This is a genomic window from Rhizobium sp. SEMIA4064 (assembly GCF_003025035.1).
Lineage (GTDB): Bacteria > Pseudomonadota > Alphaproteobacteria > Rhizobiales > Rhizobiaceae > Rhizobium > Rhizobium paranaense.
This window is the reverse complement of the sequence record NZ_PYJN01000022.1, coordinates 265,575-284,005: the sequence shown is the minus strand read 5'-3', so window position 1 is coordinate 284,005 and position 18,431 is coordinate 265,575. Positions and strand designations below refer to the sequence as shown.

17 protein-coding genes are annotated in these 18,431 nt (G+C 62.1%); 11 read left to right on the top strand and 6 right to left on the bottom strand.

Annotation, left to right across the window (positions count from 1 at the left end; genetic code table 11):
* Positions 1 to 84 precede the first annotated feature (84 nt).
* On the top strand, positions 85 to 237 hold the full coding sequence (locus tag C9E91_RS19860) for a hypothetical protein (RefSeq protein ID WP_181316122.1): 153 nt from the start codon (positions 85 to 87) through the stop codon (positions 235 to 237).
* A 74-nt stretch (positions 238 to 311) separates the two neighbouring features.
* On the opposite strand, the gene hutC is transcribed toward C9E91_RS19860, so the two are convergent.
* Positions 312 to 1,031 carry a histidine utilization transcriptional repressor HutC gene (gene hutC, locus C9E91_RS18590; RefSeq protein ID WP_107109739.1) on the bottom strand — a complete coding sequence of 240 codons (720 nt, stop codon included), beginning with the start codon at positions 1,029 to 1,031 and terminating at the stop codon, positions 312 to 314.
* Between the two features lie 83 nt (positions 1,032 to 1,114).
* Positions 1,115 to 2,458, bottom strand: a complete 1,344-nt coding sequence (locus C9E91_RS18585) for a formimidoylglutamate deiminase (protein ID WP_107109738.1) — start codon at positions 2,456 to 2,458, stop codon at positions 1,115 to 1,117.
* 101 nt (positions 2,459 to 2,559) lie between these two features.
* Here C9E91_RS18585 and hutI point away from each other — a divergent pair, with 101 nt between their 5' ends.
* From hutI to C9E91_RS18550, 7 genes are all read left to right on the top strand, one after another.
* Positions 2,560 to 3,816: an imidazolonepropionase gene (hutI, locus tag C9E91_RS18580; protein ID WP_107109737.1), complete on the top strand. Its 1,257-nt coding sequence runs from the start codon at positions 2,560 to 2,562 to the stop codon at positions 3,814 to 3,816.
* Entirely contained in the window at positions 3,813 to 5,348 is a 1,536-nt protein-coding gene (gene hutH, locus C9E91_RS18575) for a histidine ammonia-lyase (RefSeq protein ID WP_107109736.1), read from the top strand. The genes hutI and hutH overlap by 4 nt, the downstream gene beginning before the upstream one ends.
* A 1-nt stretch (position 5,349) precedes the next feature.
* Positions 5,350 to 7,035, top strand: a complete 1,686-nt coding sequence (gene hutU / locus C9E91_RS18570; RefSeq protein WP_104824744.1) for a urocanate hydratase — start codon at positions 5,350 to 5,352, stop codon at positions 7,033 to 7,035.
* A 1-nt stretch (position 7,036) separates the two neighbouring features.
* The gene (locus C9E91_RS18565; RefSeq protein ID WP_107109735.1) at positions 7,037 to 7,600 is read left to right on the top strand and encodes a HutD/Ves family protein; all 564 of its coding nucleotides are present in this window, start codon (positions 7,037 to 7,039) and stop codon (positions 7,598 to 7,600) included.
* A 78-nt stretch (positions 7,601 to 7,678) separates the two neighbouring features.
* Complete coding sequence (locus C9E91_RS18560) at positions 7,679 to 8,341, top strand: sulfite oxidase-like oxidoreductase (protein ID WP_107109734.1); 663 nt, start codon at positions 7,679 to 7,681, stop codon at positions 8,339 to 8,341.
* A 203-nt stretch (positions 8,342 to 8,544) separates the two neighbouring features.
* Complete coding sequence (locus C9E91_RS18555) at positions 8,545 to 9,984, top strand: MFS transporter (protein ID WP_107109733.1); 1,440 nt, start codon at positions 8,545 to 8,547, stop codon at positions 9,982 to 9,984.
* A gap of 104 nt (positions 9,985 to 10,088) precedes the next feature.
* Positions 10,089 to 10,397 carry a hypothetical protein gene (locus C9E91_RS18550; protein WP_107109732.1) on the top strand — a complete coding sequence of 103 codons (309 nt, stop codon included), beginning with the start codon at positions 10,089 to 10,091 and terminating at the stop codon, positions 10,395 to 10,397.
* Between the two features lie 16 nt (positions 10,398 to 10,413).
* Here C9E91_RS18550 and C9E91_RS18545 read toward each other — a convergent pair whose 3' ends face one another.
* Entirely contained in the window at positions 10,414 to 10,809 is a 396-nt protein-coding gene (locus tag C9E91_RS18545) for a type II toxin-antitoxin system VapC family toxin (protein WP_107109731.1), read from the bottom strand.
* Entirely contained in the window at positions 10,809 to 11,039 is a 231-nt protein-coding gene (locus tag C9E91_RS18540) for a type II toxin-antitoxin system VapB family antitoxin (protein ID WP_107109730.1), read from the bottom strand. Before C9E91_RS18540 ends, C9E91_RS18545 begins: the two co-directional genes overlap by 1 nt.
* Before the next feature lie 197 nt (positions 11,040 to 11,236).
* Between C9E91_RS18540 and C9E91_RS18535 the strand changes: the two genes are divergently transcribed.
* Entirely contained in the window at positions 11,237 to 12,427 is a 1,191-nt protein-coding gene (locus C9E91_RS18535; RefSeq protein WP_107109729.1) for an acetyl-CoA C-acyltransferase, read from the top strand.
* 252 nt (positions 12,428 to 12,679) lie between these two features.
* On the opposite strand, the gene cueR is transcribed toward C9E91_RS18535, so the two are convergent.
* Together cueR and C9E91_RS18525 are read right to left on the bottom strand one after the other, a co-directional pair.
* Positions 12,680 to 13,066 (bottom strand): Cu(I)-responsive transcriptional regulator, encoded by a 387-nt coding sequence (gene cueR / locus C9E91_RS18530; protein WP_107109728.1) that lies wholly within the window; start codon positions 13,064 to 13,066, stop codon positions 12,680 to 12,682.
* Positions 13,067 to 13,077: 11 nt separating this feature from the next.
* Positions 13,078 to 15,561 (bottom strand): heavy metal translocating P-type ATPase, encoded by a 2,484-nt coding sequence (locus C9E91_RS18525; RefSeq protein WP_107109727.1) that lies wholly within the window; start codon positions 15,559 to 15,561, stop codon positions 13,078 to 13,080.
* Positions 15,562 to 15,733: 172 nt separating this feature from the next.
* Here C9E91_RS18525 and C9E91_RS18520 point away from each other — a divergent pair, with 172 nt between their 5' ends.
* Both C9E91_RS18520 and C9E91_RS18515 read left to right on the top strand, forming a co-directional pair.
* The gene (locus C9E91_RS18520; protein ID WP_107109726.1) at positions 15,734 to 16,843 is read left to right on the top strand and encodes an RHE_PE00001 family protein; all 1,110 of its coding nucleotides are present in this window, start codon (positions 15,734 to 15,736) and stop codon (positions 16,841 to 16,843) included.
* Between the two features lie 200 nt (positions 16,844 to 17,043).
* A complete protein-coding gene (locus tag C9E91_RS18515) occupies positions 17,044 to 18,207 on the top strand; it encodes an amidase (protein WP_107109725.1) in 1,164 nt (387 codons plus the stop codon).
* Positions 18,208 to 18,431: the final 224 nt, after the last annotated feature.

Genomic DNA, 18,431 nt, shown 5'->3' with positions numbered 1-18,431 from the left:
TGTCTGAGCGCAAAAAAGCCGGTTGCCTCAAAATCCCCTTCCTGTCACGTTATGGCATCAAACGCGGAAGATTGGAGAACCGAAATGATCGCCATTCGTCCATTTTTGATCGGCATTATCCTTATCCTGGCGCTCGTGCTGATTGCGCTCAGTATCTTGTTGGTCAATCCCGTGAAGCCCATCCATCAATCCGACACGCTTATCCCGATGCAGAGCGAGCCCGTGCAGCGCCAGTAGCGGCTAAGCAATTCCAGGAAAAGTGCGAAGCGGTTTTCCGTTCGGAATGCGTAAAAACAAAGGATCGCGCGGTTTCAGCTCGAGGGCGTGAAGCGCGCCACCAATGTATGACGATCGCCGGGATAGGTCAGGCGGACGTGCGTGATCGGTCCGAGGTTGCTCCAGGTGCGTCGTTCGATGACGAGGCAGGCGGTGCCCTTGGCGATATCCAGGCTTGCGGCAGCCTCGCCCTCGGCCGGGATGGCTCGGATCTGGTGTTCGGCCGTGCTCCAAGGCACCTGATTGATCAGCCACGGTCCCGGCGGCAATTCGTCGAAATTGACCTGAGCCGCCTCGGGGACGGCATCGAGATTGATGACCCGATCTTCCAGACAGAAAGGCCTGCGGCCGGCATAGTGAATGCAGGTGATGTCCAGTACCGAGACTGCGCCGGCAAATTGCAGCCTCCGCGCATCGTCGGGGCGGCCCTTGCGCTTGGCGCGCTTCACGATCTTATGGGAGTAGGGCAGGTTCAGCGACAGGATTTCGGACTTGATGTCGTGGATTTCCAACACCGCCGATTGCGCCTGCGGTTGCGTGACGAAGCTTCCCGAACGCTTGCGCCGCTCGATCAAGCCTGCCCGGGCAAGCTGCGTCAGCACCTTGTTCACCGTCATGCGCGAACAGTCATATTGTTCCGCCAAAGCAAGCTCAAAGGGTATCCGATGGCCGGGCGGCCAATCGCCGGAAACGATCCGGCTCTCGATATCGCTCAGGATACGCTGATGCAGGGTCGCTTCTTTAGCTGTGGTCATGCCGCCGACCGTTTCCTCGTGAGACCTGGGTGATCGCCACTGTGTTCATTTAGGATTTCATTGTCGCGAGGAAAAGTGCTTTTTCAACCGATTAGTTCGGTCATAGCGGCGCGGAATCGGGCAGCGATCGTTTTCCGCTGCTTATGTCGGCCACCTTCGACCTGCTTGCGGCCCTGTGCCCAGACGCTGTCGACTGTAACGCCGCCGGCGAACATCCATTGATCGAGGATCTGATCGCCGGAGAGGTAGGGAACGGCGTTGACGTCGAGCGAGACAACGTCGGCGTAACGGCCGACAGCGAGCCCGACTTGTGCCTTCAAGGCTGCGCCGCCACCGGCAATGGCATGGTCGAACAGCGCGCGCGCCGTCGAGCCGCCCGACGAGGCGATGACATTGCGGGCCCTCAGCGCCAGGCGCTGGGAATATTCGAGCTGCCGCAGTTCTTCCGGAACGGAGATCAGAATGTTGGAATCCGAGCCGATGCCATAGCGGCCGCCTTCTTCCAGAAAGAGCGGCGCCGGAAAAGTGCCGTCGCCGAGATTGGCTTCCGTCACGGAGCAGAGGCCGGCGATCGCGCCGCTTTTCGCCATTCGCCGGGTTTCGTCATCGGTCATATGGGTTGCGTGGATGAGGCACCAGCGCCCGTCGACCGGGGCGTGATCGAGCAGCCATTGCACGGGGCGGGCACCCGACCAGGCGATGCAATCCTCCACTTCCTTCACCTGTTCGGCGACATGGATATGGATCGGCCCGTTACCGGCGAGCGGCACGAGTTTTTCCAGCTCTTCCGGTGTTACCGCCCGCAGGCTGTGCGGGGCGAGGCCGAGTTCGGCGCCTGGCAACCGGCCAACGATCGTCCGGCAGCCGGCCATCAGCGCTTCGAATCGATCGAGCGAATTGATGAAGCGCCGCTGGCCATCGATGGGAGCCGCGCCACCAAAACCGGAATGGGCGTAGAAGACCGGCAGCAGTGTCAACCCAATGCCCGTTTCGGCGCTTGCTGCGCCGATGCGCTCGGCCAACTCGGCGACATTGGCGTAAGGGCTGCCGTCCTTGTCGTGATGCAGATAGTGGAACTCGCCGACACGGGAGAAGCCCGCTTCCAGCATTTCCATATAGAGCTGCGCGGCCACTGCCTCGACATGATCGGGGGTCATCGAGAGCGCGAACTTGTACATGACGGTCCGCCAGCTCCAGAAGCTGTCGTTAGCCGGGCCACGAACTTCCGCAAGGCCGGCCATGGCGCGCTGAAAGGCATGGCTGTGGAGATTGGGCATGGCAGGGACCAGAATGTCGTGCCGCTCGTCGCCGGCCTCTGCTGCAACATCAGCCTCGATGCCGGCAATGCGGCCGTCCTCCAGAGTCAGGCGGACATTTTCCCGCCAGCCATCGTGAAGCAGCGCCGAACGTGCATGAAGTTTCGTCATGACCTAGCTCTTTCCTTTTGGATACTGAGTCCAAAATCCCTCTTGTCAGCTCTTTTAATATGTATATACATTATGAGCCCATAAGGAAAGGCGTAAAGCTGATGAGTGGGAACAATTTTTCCAGCGATAGCGTGAGATCCGAGGGCAAAAGCCGCCTTTGGCGCAACACCCGTCTGGCGACCTTGCAAGGCGATCGGCTAGGGCTCGGCATTGTCGAGAAGGGTGCGATCCTGACCAAGGGAAGCCGCATCGTTTTTGCGGGCAATGAAAGCGATGTGCCTGAGACCGGCGATGCCGAAGTCGTCGATCTGGAAGGTCGTTGGATCACGCCCGGTATCATCGATTGCCACACGCACATCGTTCACGGCGGTAACCGCGCCCGCGAATTCGAGATGCGGCTGGAAGGCGCGAGCTACGAAGAAATCGCGCGGGCCGGCGGCGGCATCGTCTCCTCCGTCAACGCAACGCGCGCGCTTTCCGTCAATGATCTCATTGCGACGGCCTTGCCCCGCCTCGATACGCTGCTTGCCGAAGGTGTCACCACGATCGAGGTGAAGTCCGGCTATGGTCTCAGCGTCGAATCCGAATTGAAGATGCTGCAAGCCGCTCGTGCGCTGGAAGACGCCCGTCCGATCCGCGTCGTCACCTCCTATCTCGCCGCGCATGCGACGCCGGCGGACTATAGGGGTCGGAACGACGACTATATTTCCGACGTCGTGTTGCCGGGTCTGGAGCAAGCGCATGCCAGGGGCCTGGCCGATGCCGTCGACGGCTTCTGCGAGGGGATTGCCTTTTCGCCGGCCGAGATCGCCCGCGTCTTCGATCGTGCAAAGGCGTTTGGCATCCCGGTGAAGCTGCATGCCGAGCAGCTTTCCAATCTCGGCGGCGCCAAGCTTGCCGCCTCCTATGGCGCTCTTTCCGCCGACCATCTCGAATATCTCGATGAGGACGGCGTGAAGGCCATGGCGGATGCCGGCACGGTCGCCGTCATCCTGCCCGGCGCCTTCTATGCCATTCATGAAAAGCAGAAGCCGCCGGTCAAGGCGCTGCGCGAGGCAGGTGTTGCGATCGCCATCGCCACCGATTGCAATCCCGGCACCTCGCCGCTGACTTCGATGCTGCTGACGATGAACATGGCAGCGACCCTCTTCGGCCTGACCGTCGAGGAATGCATCGCGGGTGCCACCCGTGAGGGTGCCCGTGCTCTCGGCCTGCTCGCCAAGACCGGGACGCTGGAGGCCGGAAAATCGGCCGATTTCGCCATCTGGAACATCGAAAGCCCTGCCGAGCTTGTCTATCGCATCGGCTTCAATCCGCTTCATGCCCGCGTCTTCAAGGGAGAAAAATTCGACCGATGACCGTCACACTCCATCCAGGCTCCGTCTCGCTGAAACAATTGGCCGCGATCTATTGGACTGGCGAGCCTGCCAAGCTCGATGCCTCCTTCGATGCCGGCATTCTCAAAGCCGCTGCGCGTATTGCCGAGATCGCCGCCGGCAACGCGCCGGTCTACGGCATTAACACCGGCTTTGGTAAACTGGCCTCCATCAAGATCGACAGCGCCGATGTCGCCACGCTGCAGCGCAATCTCATTCTTTCGCATTGCTGCGGCGTCGGCCAGCCGCTGCCGGAGAACGTCGTTCGCCTGATCATGTCGCTGAAGCTGATCTCGCTCGGCCGCGGTGCTTCCGGCGTACGGCTGGAGCTGGTGCGGCTGATCGAGGCGATGCTTGAAAAGGGCGTCGTGCCCGTCATCCCCGAGAAGGGTTCCGTCGGCGCTTCCGGCGACCTCGCCCCGCTCGCGCATATGACCGCCGTGATGATGGGCCATGGCGAGGCCTTCTATGCCGGCGAACGGCTGGATGGCGCAGCCGCGCTGAAAAAGGCTGGACTGACGCCGGTCGTGCTTGCCGCCAAGGAAGGTTTGGCGCTGATCAACGGGACGCAGGTTTCGACGGCTCTCGCGCTCGCCGGCCTTTTCCGCGCCCATCGCGCCGCGCAGGCAGCATTGATCACCGGCGCGATGTCGACGGATGCCGCCATGGGCTCTTCCGCACCGTTCCATTCCGATATCCACACGCTGCGCGGCCATAAGGGCCAGATCGACACTGCTGCTGCCCTTCGTGGCCTGCTTGCCGGCTCGGTGATCCGTCAAAGCCATATCGAGGGCGACGAGCGCGTTCAGGATCCCTACTGCATCCGCTGCCAGCCGCAGGTCGATGGCGCCTGCCTGGATCTCCTGCGTTCGGCCGGCCGCACGCTTGAAATCGAGGCCAATGCCGTCACCGACAATCCGCTTGTCCTGTCGGACAATTCCGTAGTCTCCGGCGGCAATTTCCATGCCGAGCCGGTGGCTTTTGCTGCCGATCAGATCGCGATCGCTATCTGCGAGATCGGTGCGATCTCGCAGCGCCGTATCGCTCTGCTGGTCGATCCGGCCCTGAGCTATGGCTTGCCGGCTTTCCTCGCGAAAAAGCCCGGTCTGAACTCTGGACTGATGATTGCCGAGGTCACCTCCGCCGCGTTGATGTCGGAAAACAAGCAGATGTCGCATCCGGCTTCGGTCGATTCGACGCCGACCTCCGCCAATCAGGAAGACCATGTGTCCATGGCTTGCCATGGCGCACGCCGGCTCCTGCCGATGACCGACAATCTCTTCGGCATCGTCGGCATCGAGGCGCTGACGGCGGCGCAGGGCGTCGAGCTTCGCGCGCCGCTGACCACCAGTCCCGAACTGACCCTTGCCATTGCCACCATCCGCGCCGCAGCACCCACGCTGGATGAAGACCGCTACATGGCAAACGACCTCAAGGCCGCCAGCGACCTCGTCGCTTCCGGCGCCCTCAACGCATCCGTATCCGCCGGCATCCTGCCCTCTCTGGAGATATGACATGACCAACCCACGCCATAATATCCGCGAAATCCGCGCACCTCGCGGCCCGGAGCTCAACGCCAAAAGCTGGATGACCGAAGCGCCGCTGCGCATGCTGATGAACAACCTCGATCCGGACGTTGCGGAAAACCCGAATGAGCTGGTCGTCTATGGCGGCATCGGCCGCGCTGCCCGCACCTGGGACGATTTCGACCGCATCGCTGCGACGCTGAAGACGCTCAACGAGGACGAGACGCTGCTGGTGCAGTCCGGCAAGCCGGTCGCCGTGTTCCGCACCCACAAGGATGCGCCGCGCGTACTGATCGCCAACTCCAACCTCGTGCCGCACTGGGCGACCTGGGATCACTTCAACGAACTGGATAAGAAGGGCCTTGCCATGTACGGCCAGATGACGGCCGGCTCGTGGATCTATATCGGCACCCAAGGCATCGTGCAGGGCACCTATGAGACTTTCGTTGAAGCCGGTCGCCAGCATTACAACGGCAACCTCAAGGGCAAGTGGATCTTGACCGGTGGTCTCGGTGGCATGGGCGGCGCACAGCCGCTGGCGGCTGTCATGGCCGGTGCCTGCTGCCTCGCCGTCGAATCCGATGAAACCCGCATCGATTTCCGCCTGCGCACCCGCTATGTCGACGAGAAGGCAAAGACGCTCGACGAAGCGCTGGCCCTGATCGACAAATGGACGAAGGCCGGTGAAGCCAAGTCTGTCGGCCTGCTTGGCAACGCCGCCGAAATCTTCCCGGAACTGGTGAAGCGCATGAAGGCCGGCGGCCCACGCCCGGATATCGTCACCGACCAAACCTCTGCCCACGACCCGCTGAACGGCTACCTGCCGGCCGGTTGGACGGTCGCCGAACACAGGGCAAAGCGCGAGAGCGATCCAAAGGCCGTCGAAGCTGCCGCCCGTGCTTCTATGAAGGTGCATGTGGAAGCCATGGTCGCCTTCTGGGATGCTGGCGTGCCGACGCTCGATTATGGCAACAACATCCGCCAGGTCGCCAAGGATGAAGGCTTCGAAAACGCCTTCGCCTTCCCGGGCTTCGTGCCGGCTTACATCCGTCCGCTCTTCTGCCGCGGCATCGGTCCGTTCCGTTGGGCTGCTCTCTCGGGCGATCCGGAGGATATCTACAAGACCGACGCCAAGGTGAAGGAGCTGCTGCCGGACAACAAGCACCTGCACAACTGGCTGGACATGGCGCGCGAGCGCATTGCCTTCCAGGGCCTGCCGGCACGCATTTGCTGGGTCGGTCTCGGCGATCGTCACCGTCTTGGCCTCGCCTTCAACGAAATGGTCAGGAACGGCGAGCTGAAGGCGCCCGTCGTCATCGGCCGTGACCATCTCGACTCCGGCTCGGTCGCCTCGCCGAACCGCGAAACGGAAGCCATGAAGGACGGCTCAGATGCCGTTTCCGACTGGCCGCTGCTGAACGCGCTGCTCAACACCGCATCGGGCGCCACCTGGGTATCGCTGCATCACGGCGGCGGCGTCGGCATGGGCTTCAGCCAGCACTCCGGCATGGTCATCTGCGCCGACGGCACGGATGATGCGGCCAAGCGTCTGGAACGCGTTCTCTGGAACGACCCGGCAACCGGTGTCATGCGCCACGCCGACGCAGGCTACGACATTGCCCTCGACTGGGCCAAGAAGCAGGGCCTGCGCCTGCCGGCCATCCTGGGGAACTAAGATGAAGCTGCTGCGCGCCAGCGACCATAAGCGCATGCCCTGGAAAAACGGCGGCGGCGAAACGGTGGAGATCGCCGTTTCGCCCGACGGCGCCGGGCTTGCCGACTTCGACTGGCGCGTCAGCATGGCGACCGTTGCCACGGATGGACCGTTTTCAGTCTTTCCAGGCATAGATCGCACGCTATCCATTCTCGAGGGCGAGGGCATGACCCTTTTCATCGAAGGGCGGGAGCCTGAACGCCTGACACAGGCGAGCGATCCGCTGCCCTTCGCGGCCGATGCGCCGACCTCGGCGACTCTAATCGACGGGACGATCACGGACCTCAACGTGATGACGCGGCGGGGCAGATATACGCATTCGGTATGGCGCGTTTCGGTTGATGGAAACAGCGAAGTCGCTTTCAAGGGCGGGACCAGCGTAGTTCTTTGCCATCGTGGCAATGTCGAAATCGATGGTACGGCACTTGCCGTGGGCGATTGTCTCTTGCTTTCTAACGATGGCGCCACGCGACATTTGGTCTCCGGCCAGGCGCAGCTATTCTGCATCGCCATCGAGGCAATATAGTCGGCTATCAGCAGCCCTCCGACTTGACACCCACCCGGCTCCGCTATCCTATTTCTGCGCCGCAGAGAGGATACCTGCATGAGCGACGATCCGATCCCCGCCGATAGCAAGCTCACTACCTCCAAGCGCCGCTGGGCGGCGGAGGGCAAGTTTCTGACCGGGCGGATCAGCCGGCCGGAAACAGAGCGCTTGCCGCCGGGGCAGCATCTCGTCAGGAACTGGCCGGTGCTTGATCTCGGTCAGCAGCCGCAGGTGTCGCTTTTGAGCTGGCGGCTCGACGTGTTCGGCTTTGTGGAAAAGCGGCTCAGTCTCGATTGGGTGGCTTTCCAGGCGATCGAGCAAAGCACCCATGTCAGCGACATCCACTGTGTAACCACATGGTCGCGTTATGATATCCGATGGGAGGGTGTCTCGACGCGCGATCTGCTCGATCTCGCCATGCCGACGCCCGAGGCGCAGCATGTGCTGCTGACGAGTTATGACGGCTACACCACCAACTTGCCCCTTGCGGACTTCGCGGCCGAGGATGCGATCCTTGCCACCGCCTGGGAAGGCCAGCCGCTGACGCGCGAGCATGGCGGGCCGATGCGCCTCGTCGTGCCGCATCTCTATTTCTGGAAAAGCGCCAAGTGGTTGAGCCGCATCGAGCTCATCGGTGCTGACAGGGCGGGCTTCTGGGAAAAGAACGGCTATCACATGTATGGGGACCCCTGGCGGGAGCAGCGATACTCGGACGATTGACCCCTGCACGACGTTGCAGGCCGAAGGTGCGACCGAAGAAAACCCGGCAGAGATCGCGATTTTTTATGTCACCGTGCCAGTTTTTGATGGCTCCGGCATGGGTTTGCGGCTTTGCAAGCAATGCCTACAGGCGTATTCAATGATCGTATGATTGTTGTCGGGGACACCCGGCCCCTTAACGCCATTTTCTGAAATTTCATGTCATGACCGTTGTTCGGACCACAGAGCAGCCTTCCGAAGAAAATTTCGGCCGGCAATCCCGCATCATCGCTTTCGTCGTCGCCGTCGCCTTCTTCATGCAGATCCTGGACGGCACGATCGTCACGACCTCATTGCCGCAGATGGCGGCGACGTTCGGTGTCGAGCCGGTGGCGATGAGCATCGGCATCACGGTCTATCTGCTCACCATGGCTGCCTTCGTGCCGCTGGCGGGCTGGGCCGGCGATCGCTATGGAGCACGGCGGGTGTTCTTGGCATCGATCACGGTTTTCACCGTGGCATCGCTGTTCTGTGGCCTCTCCGGCAATTTGACCGAATTCGTCATCGCCCGTGCGGTGCAGGGTATCGGCAGCGCGTTGATGACGCCGGTCGGTCGCATCATCGTGCTGAAAAACGCGCGCAAATCCGATCTCGTGCATGCCATGTCGATGATCACTTGGCCGGCGTTGACGGCGCCCGTTATCGGCCCGGTGCTCGGCAGCTTCATCACCACCTATCTGAGCTGGCATTGGAACTTTCTGATCAACATCCCGATCGGCATCATCGGTCTCGGTCTCGTGCTGCGGTTCGTGCCGGATCAGCGGGAGCAGAAGGTTGCGCCGCTTGATTTTATCGGTTTCCTCCAGTCGGCGGCAGGGCTGACCTTCCTGCTCGCCGGTTTGGAATTCGTCGTGCAGGGTACGACCGGATTGGTTCCCAGCTTCGGGCTCATCGCTGCGGGCGTGCTTTTCTCCGTCATCGCCACCCGGCATTTCATGAAGGTCGATGCGCCGCTGCTCGATCTCTCCGCCTTTAAGGTGCAGACCTTCGCCATGTCGACGCTTTCGGCGGGAACGGCGAGCCGGGTGGCGATCAATGCCACGCCCTTTTTGGTCCCGTTGCTCTTCCAGGTGGGCTTTGGGCGGACGGCGATCTCTGCCGGTACGTATCTGCTGTTCTACTTCGTCGGCAATCTCGGCATGAAGGCGATCACCACGCAGATGTTGAAAGCCTTTGGCTTCCGCAACGTGCTCGTCGTCAACGGCCTGATCTCCTCGGCCAGCATCGGCGCATGTGCGTTTCTGTTCCCGTCGACGCCGGACATCGTAATATATTGCCTGCTATTCATTGCCGGACTTTCGCGGTCCATGAACTTCACTGCGCTGAATACGCTCGGCTTTGCCGATATTCATGCCGCACAGCGCAGTTCCGCCTCGACCCTATCGAGCATGCTGCAGCAAGTGTCGTTGCTGCTCGGCGTGGCCGTCGCTGCCGCAGTTCTCAATCTCTCGCGCACCATTCATGGCGGTGAAAGCCTTTCCCTGGTCGATTTCCACTGGGCGTTCATCGTTGTCAGCCTGATCGGGGCCGTGTCGGCGTTGCGATTCCTCCGCCTGCCGCATGATGCGGGCGCGGAAGTGTCGCGGCATCGCGTGAACACGTGATGCAGGTCCATCAAACAAGCGTGACGTGTGGCCATGCGATGGTGTAAAATATCTTCGTGATTCATAATATAAAATGGGTTTCAACTTCATAGGAGACACGTGCCATGCTGCTCAAGGCTCTTACCATCTCCGCCCTCATCGTTGGCGCATCCAGCGTAGCTTTGGCTGGCCCCGCTCACAAACATCGCACAACGACCTTCGACGCACAGGCAATCCAGACCGACTTTGGCGTCGTCGATCATTCCAAGGACGCAATCCTTCCGGATGGCACGATCAACACCGATCCGTCGGTCACCGGTCCCATCCGTGCGGGTGATGCGATAACGAGGTTGCAATGCGCCGCAGCGCCGAACGCCGTTGGCGTTTCGAACACATATGCCGCCGGTCCGACCTCGCGTTGCCCTGGACAGTAGTTTCGATACAGACCGGTTAGGCCATATCGATATCCGTATGGCCGAACCGGTCGCCTTTCGCCAATAGCGGTTGCCGATAATAGCGGGCGCAGGCGTAGGCCATGCAATCGTCCAAGTCGAGATCGGCAGGATGGCGGCCTTTTCCGAAACACTCATAGGCTTCGAGCGCGAGAAAAGCCGCGCGCGGGGGCGTGGCCAGCAGTTGAATGTTTACCAGCGTCAAAAACGTTCTGATCGCGTCGCCGGCATCGATAAAAGACAGATCGAGCATGGCGGCGACATGGATCGCCGCCTGCGCCACTGTCGAAGGTGAGGTCATACGCACCGTATCGGCCTGCATGCGCGTGGCAAATTCACGCGCATCATTCTCATCGGTCATCATGGCGGCAAGCACAGAAGCATCGATGAACATCAGGCATCCTCCCCGGGAAGAGGATTGGCCGTCTCTTTGGTGGCTGCCTTCTGCTTCAGGTTACGACAGAAGGTGACGGCGATATCGACGAGCGACGGTTTGGCAAGCTCCTCGTCCAGCGCCTTTTGCAATGCCAGCCGCACGGCTTCGGTTTTAGTGGACGTTTTCGTCAGCGCCTGGTAGCGCCGCGCTAACAGGTCGATGGCATCGTCTTTGATGTAGAGAGGCATGGGATATCCAATTTCTAAATTATGGATATTCATAATGCATGTCGGCGAAACGAACAATCATTCCGGCAATTCCAAATCGTGCAATAGCGGACGCTTTTTGTGCGAGGAAATGTTTCCGAGATATTTACATGACGAACATCATTTAACGTGGTAGCAATGGTTTTGATCACTTAACTTGCAAATTGTGAGGAGCCATCATGTCTGTCACCGATCCTGTCGTCATCGTCTCCGCTACGCGCACGCCGCTCGGCCGTTTCCAAGGCGAATTGTCTCCGTTGCAGGCACCGGAACTTGGCTCGTATGTCATCCGTGCTGCTTTGGAGCGTGCCGGATTGTCCGCGGAGAAGGTGGATGAGGTGCTGTTCGGCTGCGTCTTGCCGGCGGGGCAGGGGCAGGCCCCTGCCAGACAGGCAGCGCGAGGCGCAGGATTGCCGGATGCGGTCGGCGCTACGACGATCAACAAGGTCTGCGGTTCGGGCATGAAGGCGACCATGCTGGCGCATGATCTGATCCTTGCCGGCTCCGCCTCGATCGCGGTTTCCGGTGGCATGGAGTCGATGTCGAACGCGCCCTATTTGCTCGCCAAGGCACGGGGCGGCTACCGCCTGGGCCATGACCGCATCTTCGACCACATGATGCTCGATGGGTTGGAAGACGCCTACGAAAAAGGCCGCTCGATGGGCGAATTCGGCGAGATGGCCGTCGAAGCCTATCAGTTCAGCCGCGACGACCAGGATGCCTATGCTGTGGAGACGTTGACGCGTGCGCGCAAGGCGATCGAGACGGGGGCGTTCGAAGCCGAGATCACGCCGATTTCCGTTGCCGCCAAGGGCGGTCCGGTGACGATCAACAAGGACGAGCATCCGCAGAAGGTCTCGCCGGAAAAGATCCCGACGCTGAAGCCGGCCTTCCGCAAGGACGGTACGATCACCGCCGCCAGCGCCTCGGCCAATGCGGACGGCGCGGCTGCGCTGGTCTTGACACGCCGCTCGATCGCCGAGCGTGAAGGACTACCGATCCTCGCCGAGATTAGAGCGCATGCGACCCATGCCCAAGAGCCGGCCTGGTACACAACCGCGCCGATCCCCGCGATCCGCAAGGTCTTGGACAAGACCGGCTGGAAAGTCGGCGATGTCGATCTCTTCGAGATCAACGAAGCCTTCGCCGTCGTCGCCATGGCCGCCGCCAAGGATCTCGGTATCGACCGCGACCGCCTCAACATCAATGGCGGCGCCTGTGCGCTGGGTCATCCCATCGGGGCCACCGGTGCACGGCTGATCGTGACGCTGCTGCATGCGCTGCAGCGCCAGGGCGCGAGGCGGGGTGTCGCCGCCCTCTGCATCGGCGGCGGCGAGGCGACGGCGATTGCGGTGGAGCGGGTGAATTGACCGGAGGGATTATGGGGCAAGTCAGGCGCGTCTGCCGATGCCGCGCCTGCGGGCATGGCCCCTCATCCTAGCCTTCTCCCCGCTCATGCGGGGAGAAGGGACGACGGTGCAAAACAACGCCTCTTCACTCCGCCGGAGGGCAGTGTAGGGCACGAAAAGCTCCCTCGCCCCGCTTGCGGGGAGAGGGGGGTGAGGGGCCAGGTACGTCGTTCCGGCATCAACGCATTCGCCTGACCTGCCGAGGCAGCAACTTCACCCCTCCGATAGCTCCTCGAGGATCGGACAATCCGGCCGATCGTTGCCATGACAGGCATGCACCAGATGCTCCAGTGTGCGGCGCAGCTCGGTCAGTTCGCGGATCTTGCGGTCGATCTCGGTGAGCTTCGATGTGGCGATTTCCTTAACGTCGGCGCTGGCGCGGCTTTTGTCTTCGTAGAGCGCCAGCAGTTGCCGGCACTCGTCGACGGAGAAGCCCAGGCTGCGGGAGCGGTGCAGGAAACGCAGCTTGTGCACGTCGTCCGAGCCGTAGTCGCGGTAGCCATTTTCACAGCGATCGGGGCTGATCAGGCCGATATCCTCGTAATAGCGGATCGTCTTCGCCGGCAGGCCGGAACGGCGGGATGCTTCGCCGATATTCATCTGAACTCTCCTTATTTCGCCAGTCTCAGCCGCAGCGCGTTGGCGATGACAGAGACCGAGGAAAGGCTCATGGCCGCCGCCGCGATCATCGGCGAAAGAAGCAGGCCGAAGACCGGGTAGAGCACGCCCGCAGCAAGCGGCACGCCGAGGGCGTTGTAGCCGAAGGCGAAGGCCAGGTTTTGCTTGATGTTGCGGATCGTGGCTTCCGAAAGGTGCCGCGCCCGGACAATGCCATTGAGGTCGCCTTTTACCAGAGTGATGCCGGCGCTTTCCATCGCAACATCGGCGCCGGTCCCCATGGCGATGCCGACATCGGCTGTGGCCAGCGCCGGCGCGTCGTTGACGCCGTCGCCGGCCATGGCGACGACATTACCCTTGGCCCTGAGCTCGTCGATCAGTGCCTTCTTGCTTTCGGGCAACATGTCGGCGCGGACTTCGTCGATGCCGAGATGGGCGGCGACGGCCTTGGCGGTCTGGGCGTTGTCGCCGGTCGCCATAATGATTTTCAGGCCGCTGTCGTGCAGCGCCTTGATGGCTGCCGCTGTCGTCGGCTTGATCCGGTCGGCGACGGCAACAATGCCGGCCAATCGGCCATCGAGGGCGACGAACATCACGGTCTTGCCATCACCGCGCAGACGCTCGGTTTCAGCCTGCAGCGCGTCGGTCGCGACGCCGAGATCGGTCATCATCGCGGCATTGCCGAGAGCGATCGCCGTATCGCCGGCGCGACCCTCCACGCCCTTGCCGGTTTTTGCTGCGAAGTCGGATATATCGACGAGGCTCGCGCCGCGCTCCTGCGCGCCGGCGACGATCGCCTCGGCGAGCGGATGTTCGGAGCCGCGTTCCAGGCTCGCAGCAAGCGACAGCAGGCGGGCCTCGTCTACGCCGGCGGCAGGGATGATATCGGTCAGGTTCGGCCTGCCCTCCGTCAACGTGCCGGTCTTGTCGACGATCAGGGTGTCGACCTTGGCGAAGCGCTCCAGCGCCTCGGCGTCGCGCACCAGGACTCCCTCCTGCGCGCCTCGGCCGGTGGCGATCATGATCGACATCGGCGTTGCAAGCCCCAAAGCGCAGGGGCAGGCGATGATCAGGACGGCGACGGCGGCAAGCAGCGCATGCGCCAGCCTTGGCTCCGGTCCGACAAAGGCCCAGATCGCAAAGGCGATGATGGCGGCCACCACGACGGCGGGCACGAAGACGGCCGAAACACGATCGACCATCGTCTGGATCGGCGCACGGGACCGCTGCGCCTTGGCGACCAGCTCGACGATGCGCGACAGCGTCGTTTCCGCGCCGACTTTTTCAGCAATCATGATCAGCGTGCCGTTTTTATTGATCGTGCCGCCCGTCAGCGCATCGCCCTCGGCCTTTTCGACCGGCAGCGGTTCGCCGGTGATCATCGATTCGTCGATGGTCGACTGTCCGTCGATGACTGAGCCGTCCACCGGCACGCGCTCGCCGGGCCGTACGCGCAGCCGGTCGCCGGCTTGGATATCATCGACAGGCACGTCCGTCTCGCTGTCGTCGCTGCCGATACGGCGGGCGGTCTTTGGCGCGAGGTCGAGCAGGGCGCGGATTGCCGAGCCGGTGCGCTCGCGGGCCTTCAGCTCCAGCACCTGGCCGACGAAGACCAGGGCGACGATGACCGAAGCCGCCTCGAAATAGACGGGCACAGCCTCGCCATGGCCGCGAAAGCTCATCGGGAAAATACCGGGCGCCAGCGTCGCCACGAGACTGTAGAGATAGGCTGTGCCGACGCCGAGGCCGATCAAGGTCCACATGTTGGGGCTGCGGTTGACAACCGAATTCCATGCACGGCGGAAGAAGGGCAGGGCGGCCCAGAGCACGACCGGCGTCGCCAGCAGCAGCTCGATCCATGTGGCAGCGGGCTCGCCGATCCGGTCGCGCAAGGGCAGGCCGAGCATCGGCCCCATGGCAAGGGTCAACAGCGGCAGCGACAGCGCGGCGCTGACCCAGAGGCGGCGGGTGAAATCGACCAGTTCCGGATTCGGGCCTTCATCGGCGGCCGGTACGCCCATTGGCTCCAGGGCCATGCCGCATTTGGGGCAATCGCCGGGATGGTCGCTGACGACCTCGGGGTGCATCGGGCAGGTATAGAGCGTGCCCTTCGGCATCGGCTTCGGTGCCGGCCTGTTGCCGTCGAGATAGGCTGTGGGATCGGCTTCGAACTTGGCCTTGCAGTCTGTGGAGCAGAAATAGAATTTCTCGCCCTCATGCTTCAGGAAATGCCGCGCGGTGGCGCGGTCGACATCCATGCCGCAGACCGGGTCTTTGGCCGTCAGATAATGTTCAGGCGTCGCTTCGAATTTGCTGCGGCAACCTTCGCTGCAGAAGTGGAAAGTATGGCCACGATAATCCAATGACGGCTTGCCGGCCTTAGGATCGACGGTCATGCCGCAGACGGGATCGCGGATGACCGCATCCTGCGGTGCATCTTGATGGTGGTGGTGTTCGTGTTCGTCATGCAATGTCATGGGAACTCCAGTGACCGGAAGCGGGCGTCGGATAGGTTTATGAACCTTCCTGTTGCTGGAAGGTCAAGAGGAAAAATGGTGATCACCGTCCACAGTTGAAAGAGGCTGCTTTCTATCCCGGTGCCGCCAGGGGTGTTAACTTCCGTAAGATCGAATCAATCATGTGATTCCAATGCGATATGATCTTGCCACCCTACCGCTGACGACGCTTCTGCCCGCGATGACCAGGGCGGAGGATATGCTGGCGCGGCTGGATGAGCGGGTGTTGCGGCATGTGGTCGGCAACGGTTTTCGCGAACGTGGGCATTTTTTCGATGCGGTCGGCGCGCTCTGGGTCGGCGGCGAATTGGTGCATGTCGAGGATCTGGTGCTGCACGATGCGCATGTGGATGCCCGCGCGCCGACGCATGAGCTGACCATCGCCCATGCCGTGCTGCGCGCCCGGCGGCGGCTATGGAGCGGCGAGCCGGATTGGGGGCTGGGAATGGCCGGTCTTGCCGCCTTGCGCGGCGATGTCGGTGATGCCGAGGAAACGGCCACGCCGCGCTTCATCTCCGTGGAGAGGGCGGAAGCAGAAGAAGATGGCGACGACGATGACGCAGATGATTTCGGCATGGATTTTGCCGAAATCGATGCCATCATCGCCCGCTCCGGCCAAGTGCTGGATGGAAAGATCCCGGAAGCCAAGGTTGTGACCACGGACGATCCGCTCGGCCTGATCCGAGATCAGGATTGGGACGAAAACGAGCGGCTGGAGAACTGGCGCGCCGTCATCCATCAGGCCGATCTCCTGCCGCCGGCTTTGGGGGCTGCCGTGCTGTTCGATGCCTGGGAGCGAATCGAGCCTCTGCGGCGGCAGCACTGGCTGGGCAGCCTGCTCGTCAGTGCCTATCTTCGCAGCCGCGGCAAGGTCACGTCACATCTTTTCTGCCTCAATACCGGCCTCAAGTCCGTTCGGCGCGAGCGCCGCCGCTCGTCTGACGGCACGATACGGCTGGCGGCGTTTCTCGAGGCCATGGCACTGTCAGCGGAGGCGGGGCTGAAGGAGCTCGATCGCCTGTCGCTCGCCAAGATACAGATGGAACAGCGGCTGAAGGATCGGCGGTCGAACAGCAGTTTGCCCGGCGTTATCGAGATCGTGCTTTCCCGGCCCATCGTCTCCGCCAGCATGGTTGCACGCCATGTCGGCGTCACCTCCCGTGGTGCTCTCAATCTGGTGGCCGAACTCGGCATACGCGAGATGACAGGACGCGGGCGCTATCGCGGCTGGGGTGTCCTTTGACGCGGTGAGCGCTAAAGCTCGTCGCGATCCTTCAGATTCGCTCCAACGCTTTAGCTCCTTGTTTTTGCATGTCATTTTCGCAAAACCGCCGCACACTTTTGCGCGACTTGCACTAGATTGCTCATCGAAAGGTAGAGCCGTCATTGTCCGCAGAGCGGAATGCCGCTAGCCTATTATCCTACCTTCACGGAAAGGCACCCATGCCGCTGATCGATACCGCCAATGCCTTCATCGAACTCTTCGCGCAACCCGTTCGCACCGGGGATAGCGGCTCGTTGGCCGGGCTGACCTTTGCCGCCAAGGACAATATCGATGTCGAAGGGCGGATCACCGGCAATGGCAATCCGGTCTGGCGGCGCGCGCATGGCCCGGCGGCGGCGCATGCACCTGTCGTCGCCCGGCTGCTGGCCGAGGGCGCAGTGCTTGCCGGCAAGACGCATATGGATGAATTTGCCTATAGCCTGATGGGCACCAATGCGCACTACGGCACGCCGCTGAACAGTGCCGCGCCCGACCGTGTGCCCGGCGGCTCCTCCTCTGGTTCGGCTTCGGCGGTCGGCGCCGGTCTCGTGGATTTCGCGCTGGGGACGGATACGGGCGGCTCGGTGCGGCTGCCGGCCTCTTTCAACGGCATTTTCGGCATGCGGCCCAGTCACGGGGCGATCGACATGGGCGGCGTGGTGCCGCTCGGGCCGGGTTTCGATACGCTCGGCTGGTTCGCCCGCGATGCCGGGACATTGGTTCGTGTCGGCCGCGCGCTCGGCCTTGCCGGCAAGACGGATTTTTCGGCCGCCTGGCTGCCTTCGGATATCTGGACAGGCATCGATCCGGGGCTTGCGGCCTTGCTGCGGCCGGCGGCGGAAAAGATCGCGGCCCGGTTCGGCAAAACCGTTACCGATCCGCTGCCGATCGTCGGGCCGGAAGAAAGGTCCGAGGTCTATCGCTTCTGGCAGGGCTATGATGCATGGAAAGCGTTGGGCGGCTGGGTCAAGGCGCATGATGCCGAACTCGGCCCGGATATCGCCTCGCGTTTTGCTGCGGCCCGATCCGTCAGCGACGAGACCTTTGCCAGGGTGGATGCCACTCGCCGCGAGATTGCCGGAGCGATGGACGCAGCCCTTGCCGGCGGCCTGGTGATCATCATTCCGACGGCGCCGGGGCCTGCTCCCCGCAAGGATTCATCGCCAGAGATGTTCGAAGTCTACCGCCAGCAGGCTCTCGGTATTCTCTCCATCGCCGGCCATGCCGGCCTGCCGCAGATTTCCATGCCGGCCGGCAAGATGGATGGCGGACCGGTAGGGCTGTCGGTCATCGGCCGCCGCAACAGCGACGGTGGCCTTCTGGAACTGCTGGAAGGCCTGTGACTTCTGTCCCAGCAGGCCCGTCGATTGCCGGACGACTAGCCCACCTAATATCCGCATTTTATCGGCGTCCACACGTAAAGCGAGAGGCGCCGGCGGCAAGGCCTGAGTGGAAACACCAAGGCGTTCGAACCATAGGCGTTGCCCAGAGTTTGTAAGACAAGGAGGACGTGCTCCGCGGTTTCCTCGCCTACAACCGCAATCTTGATTTTCGTCCAATGTAACAG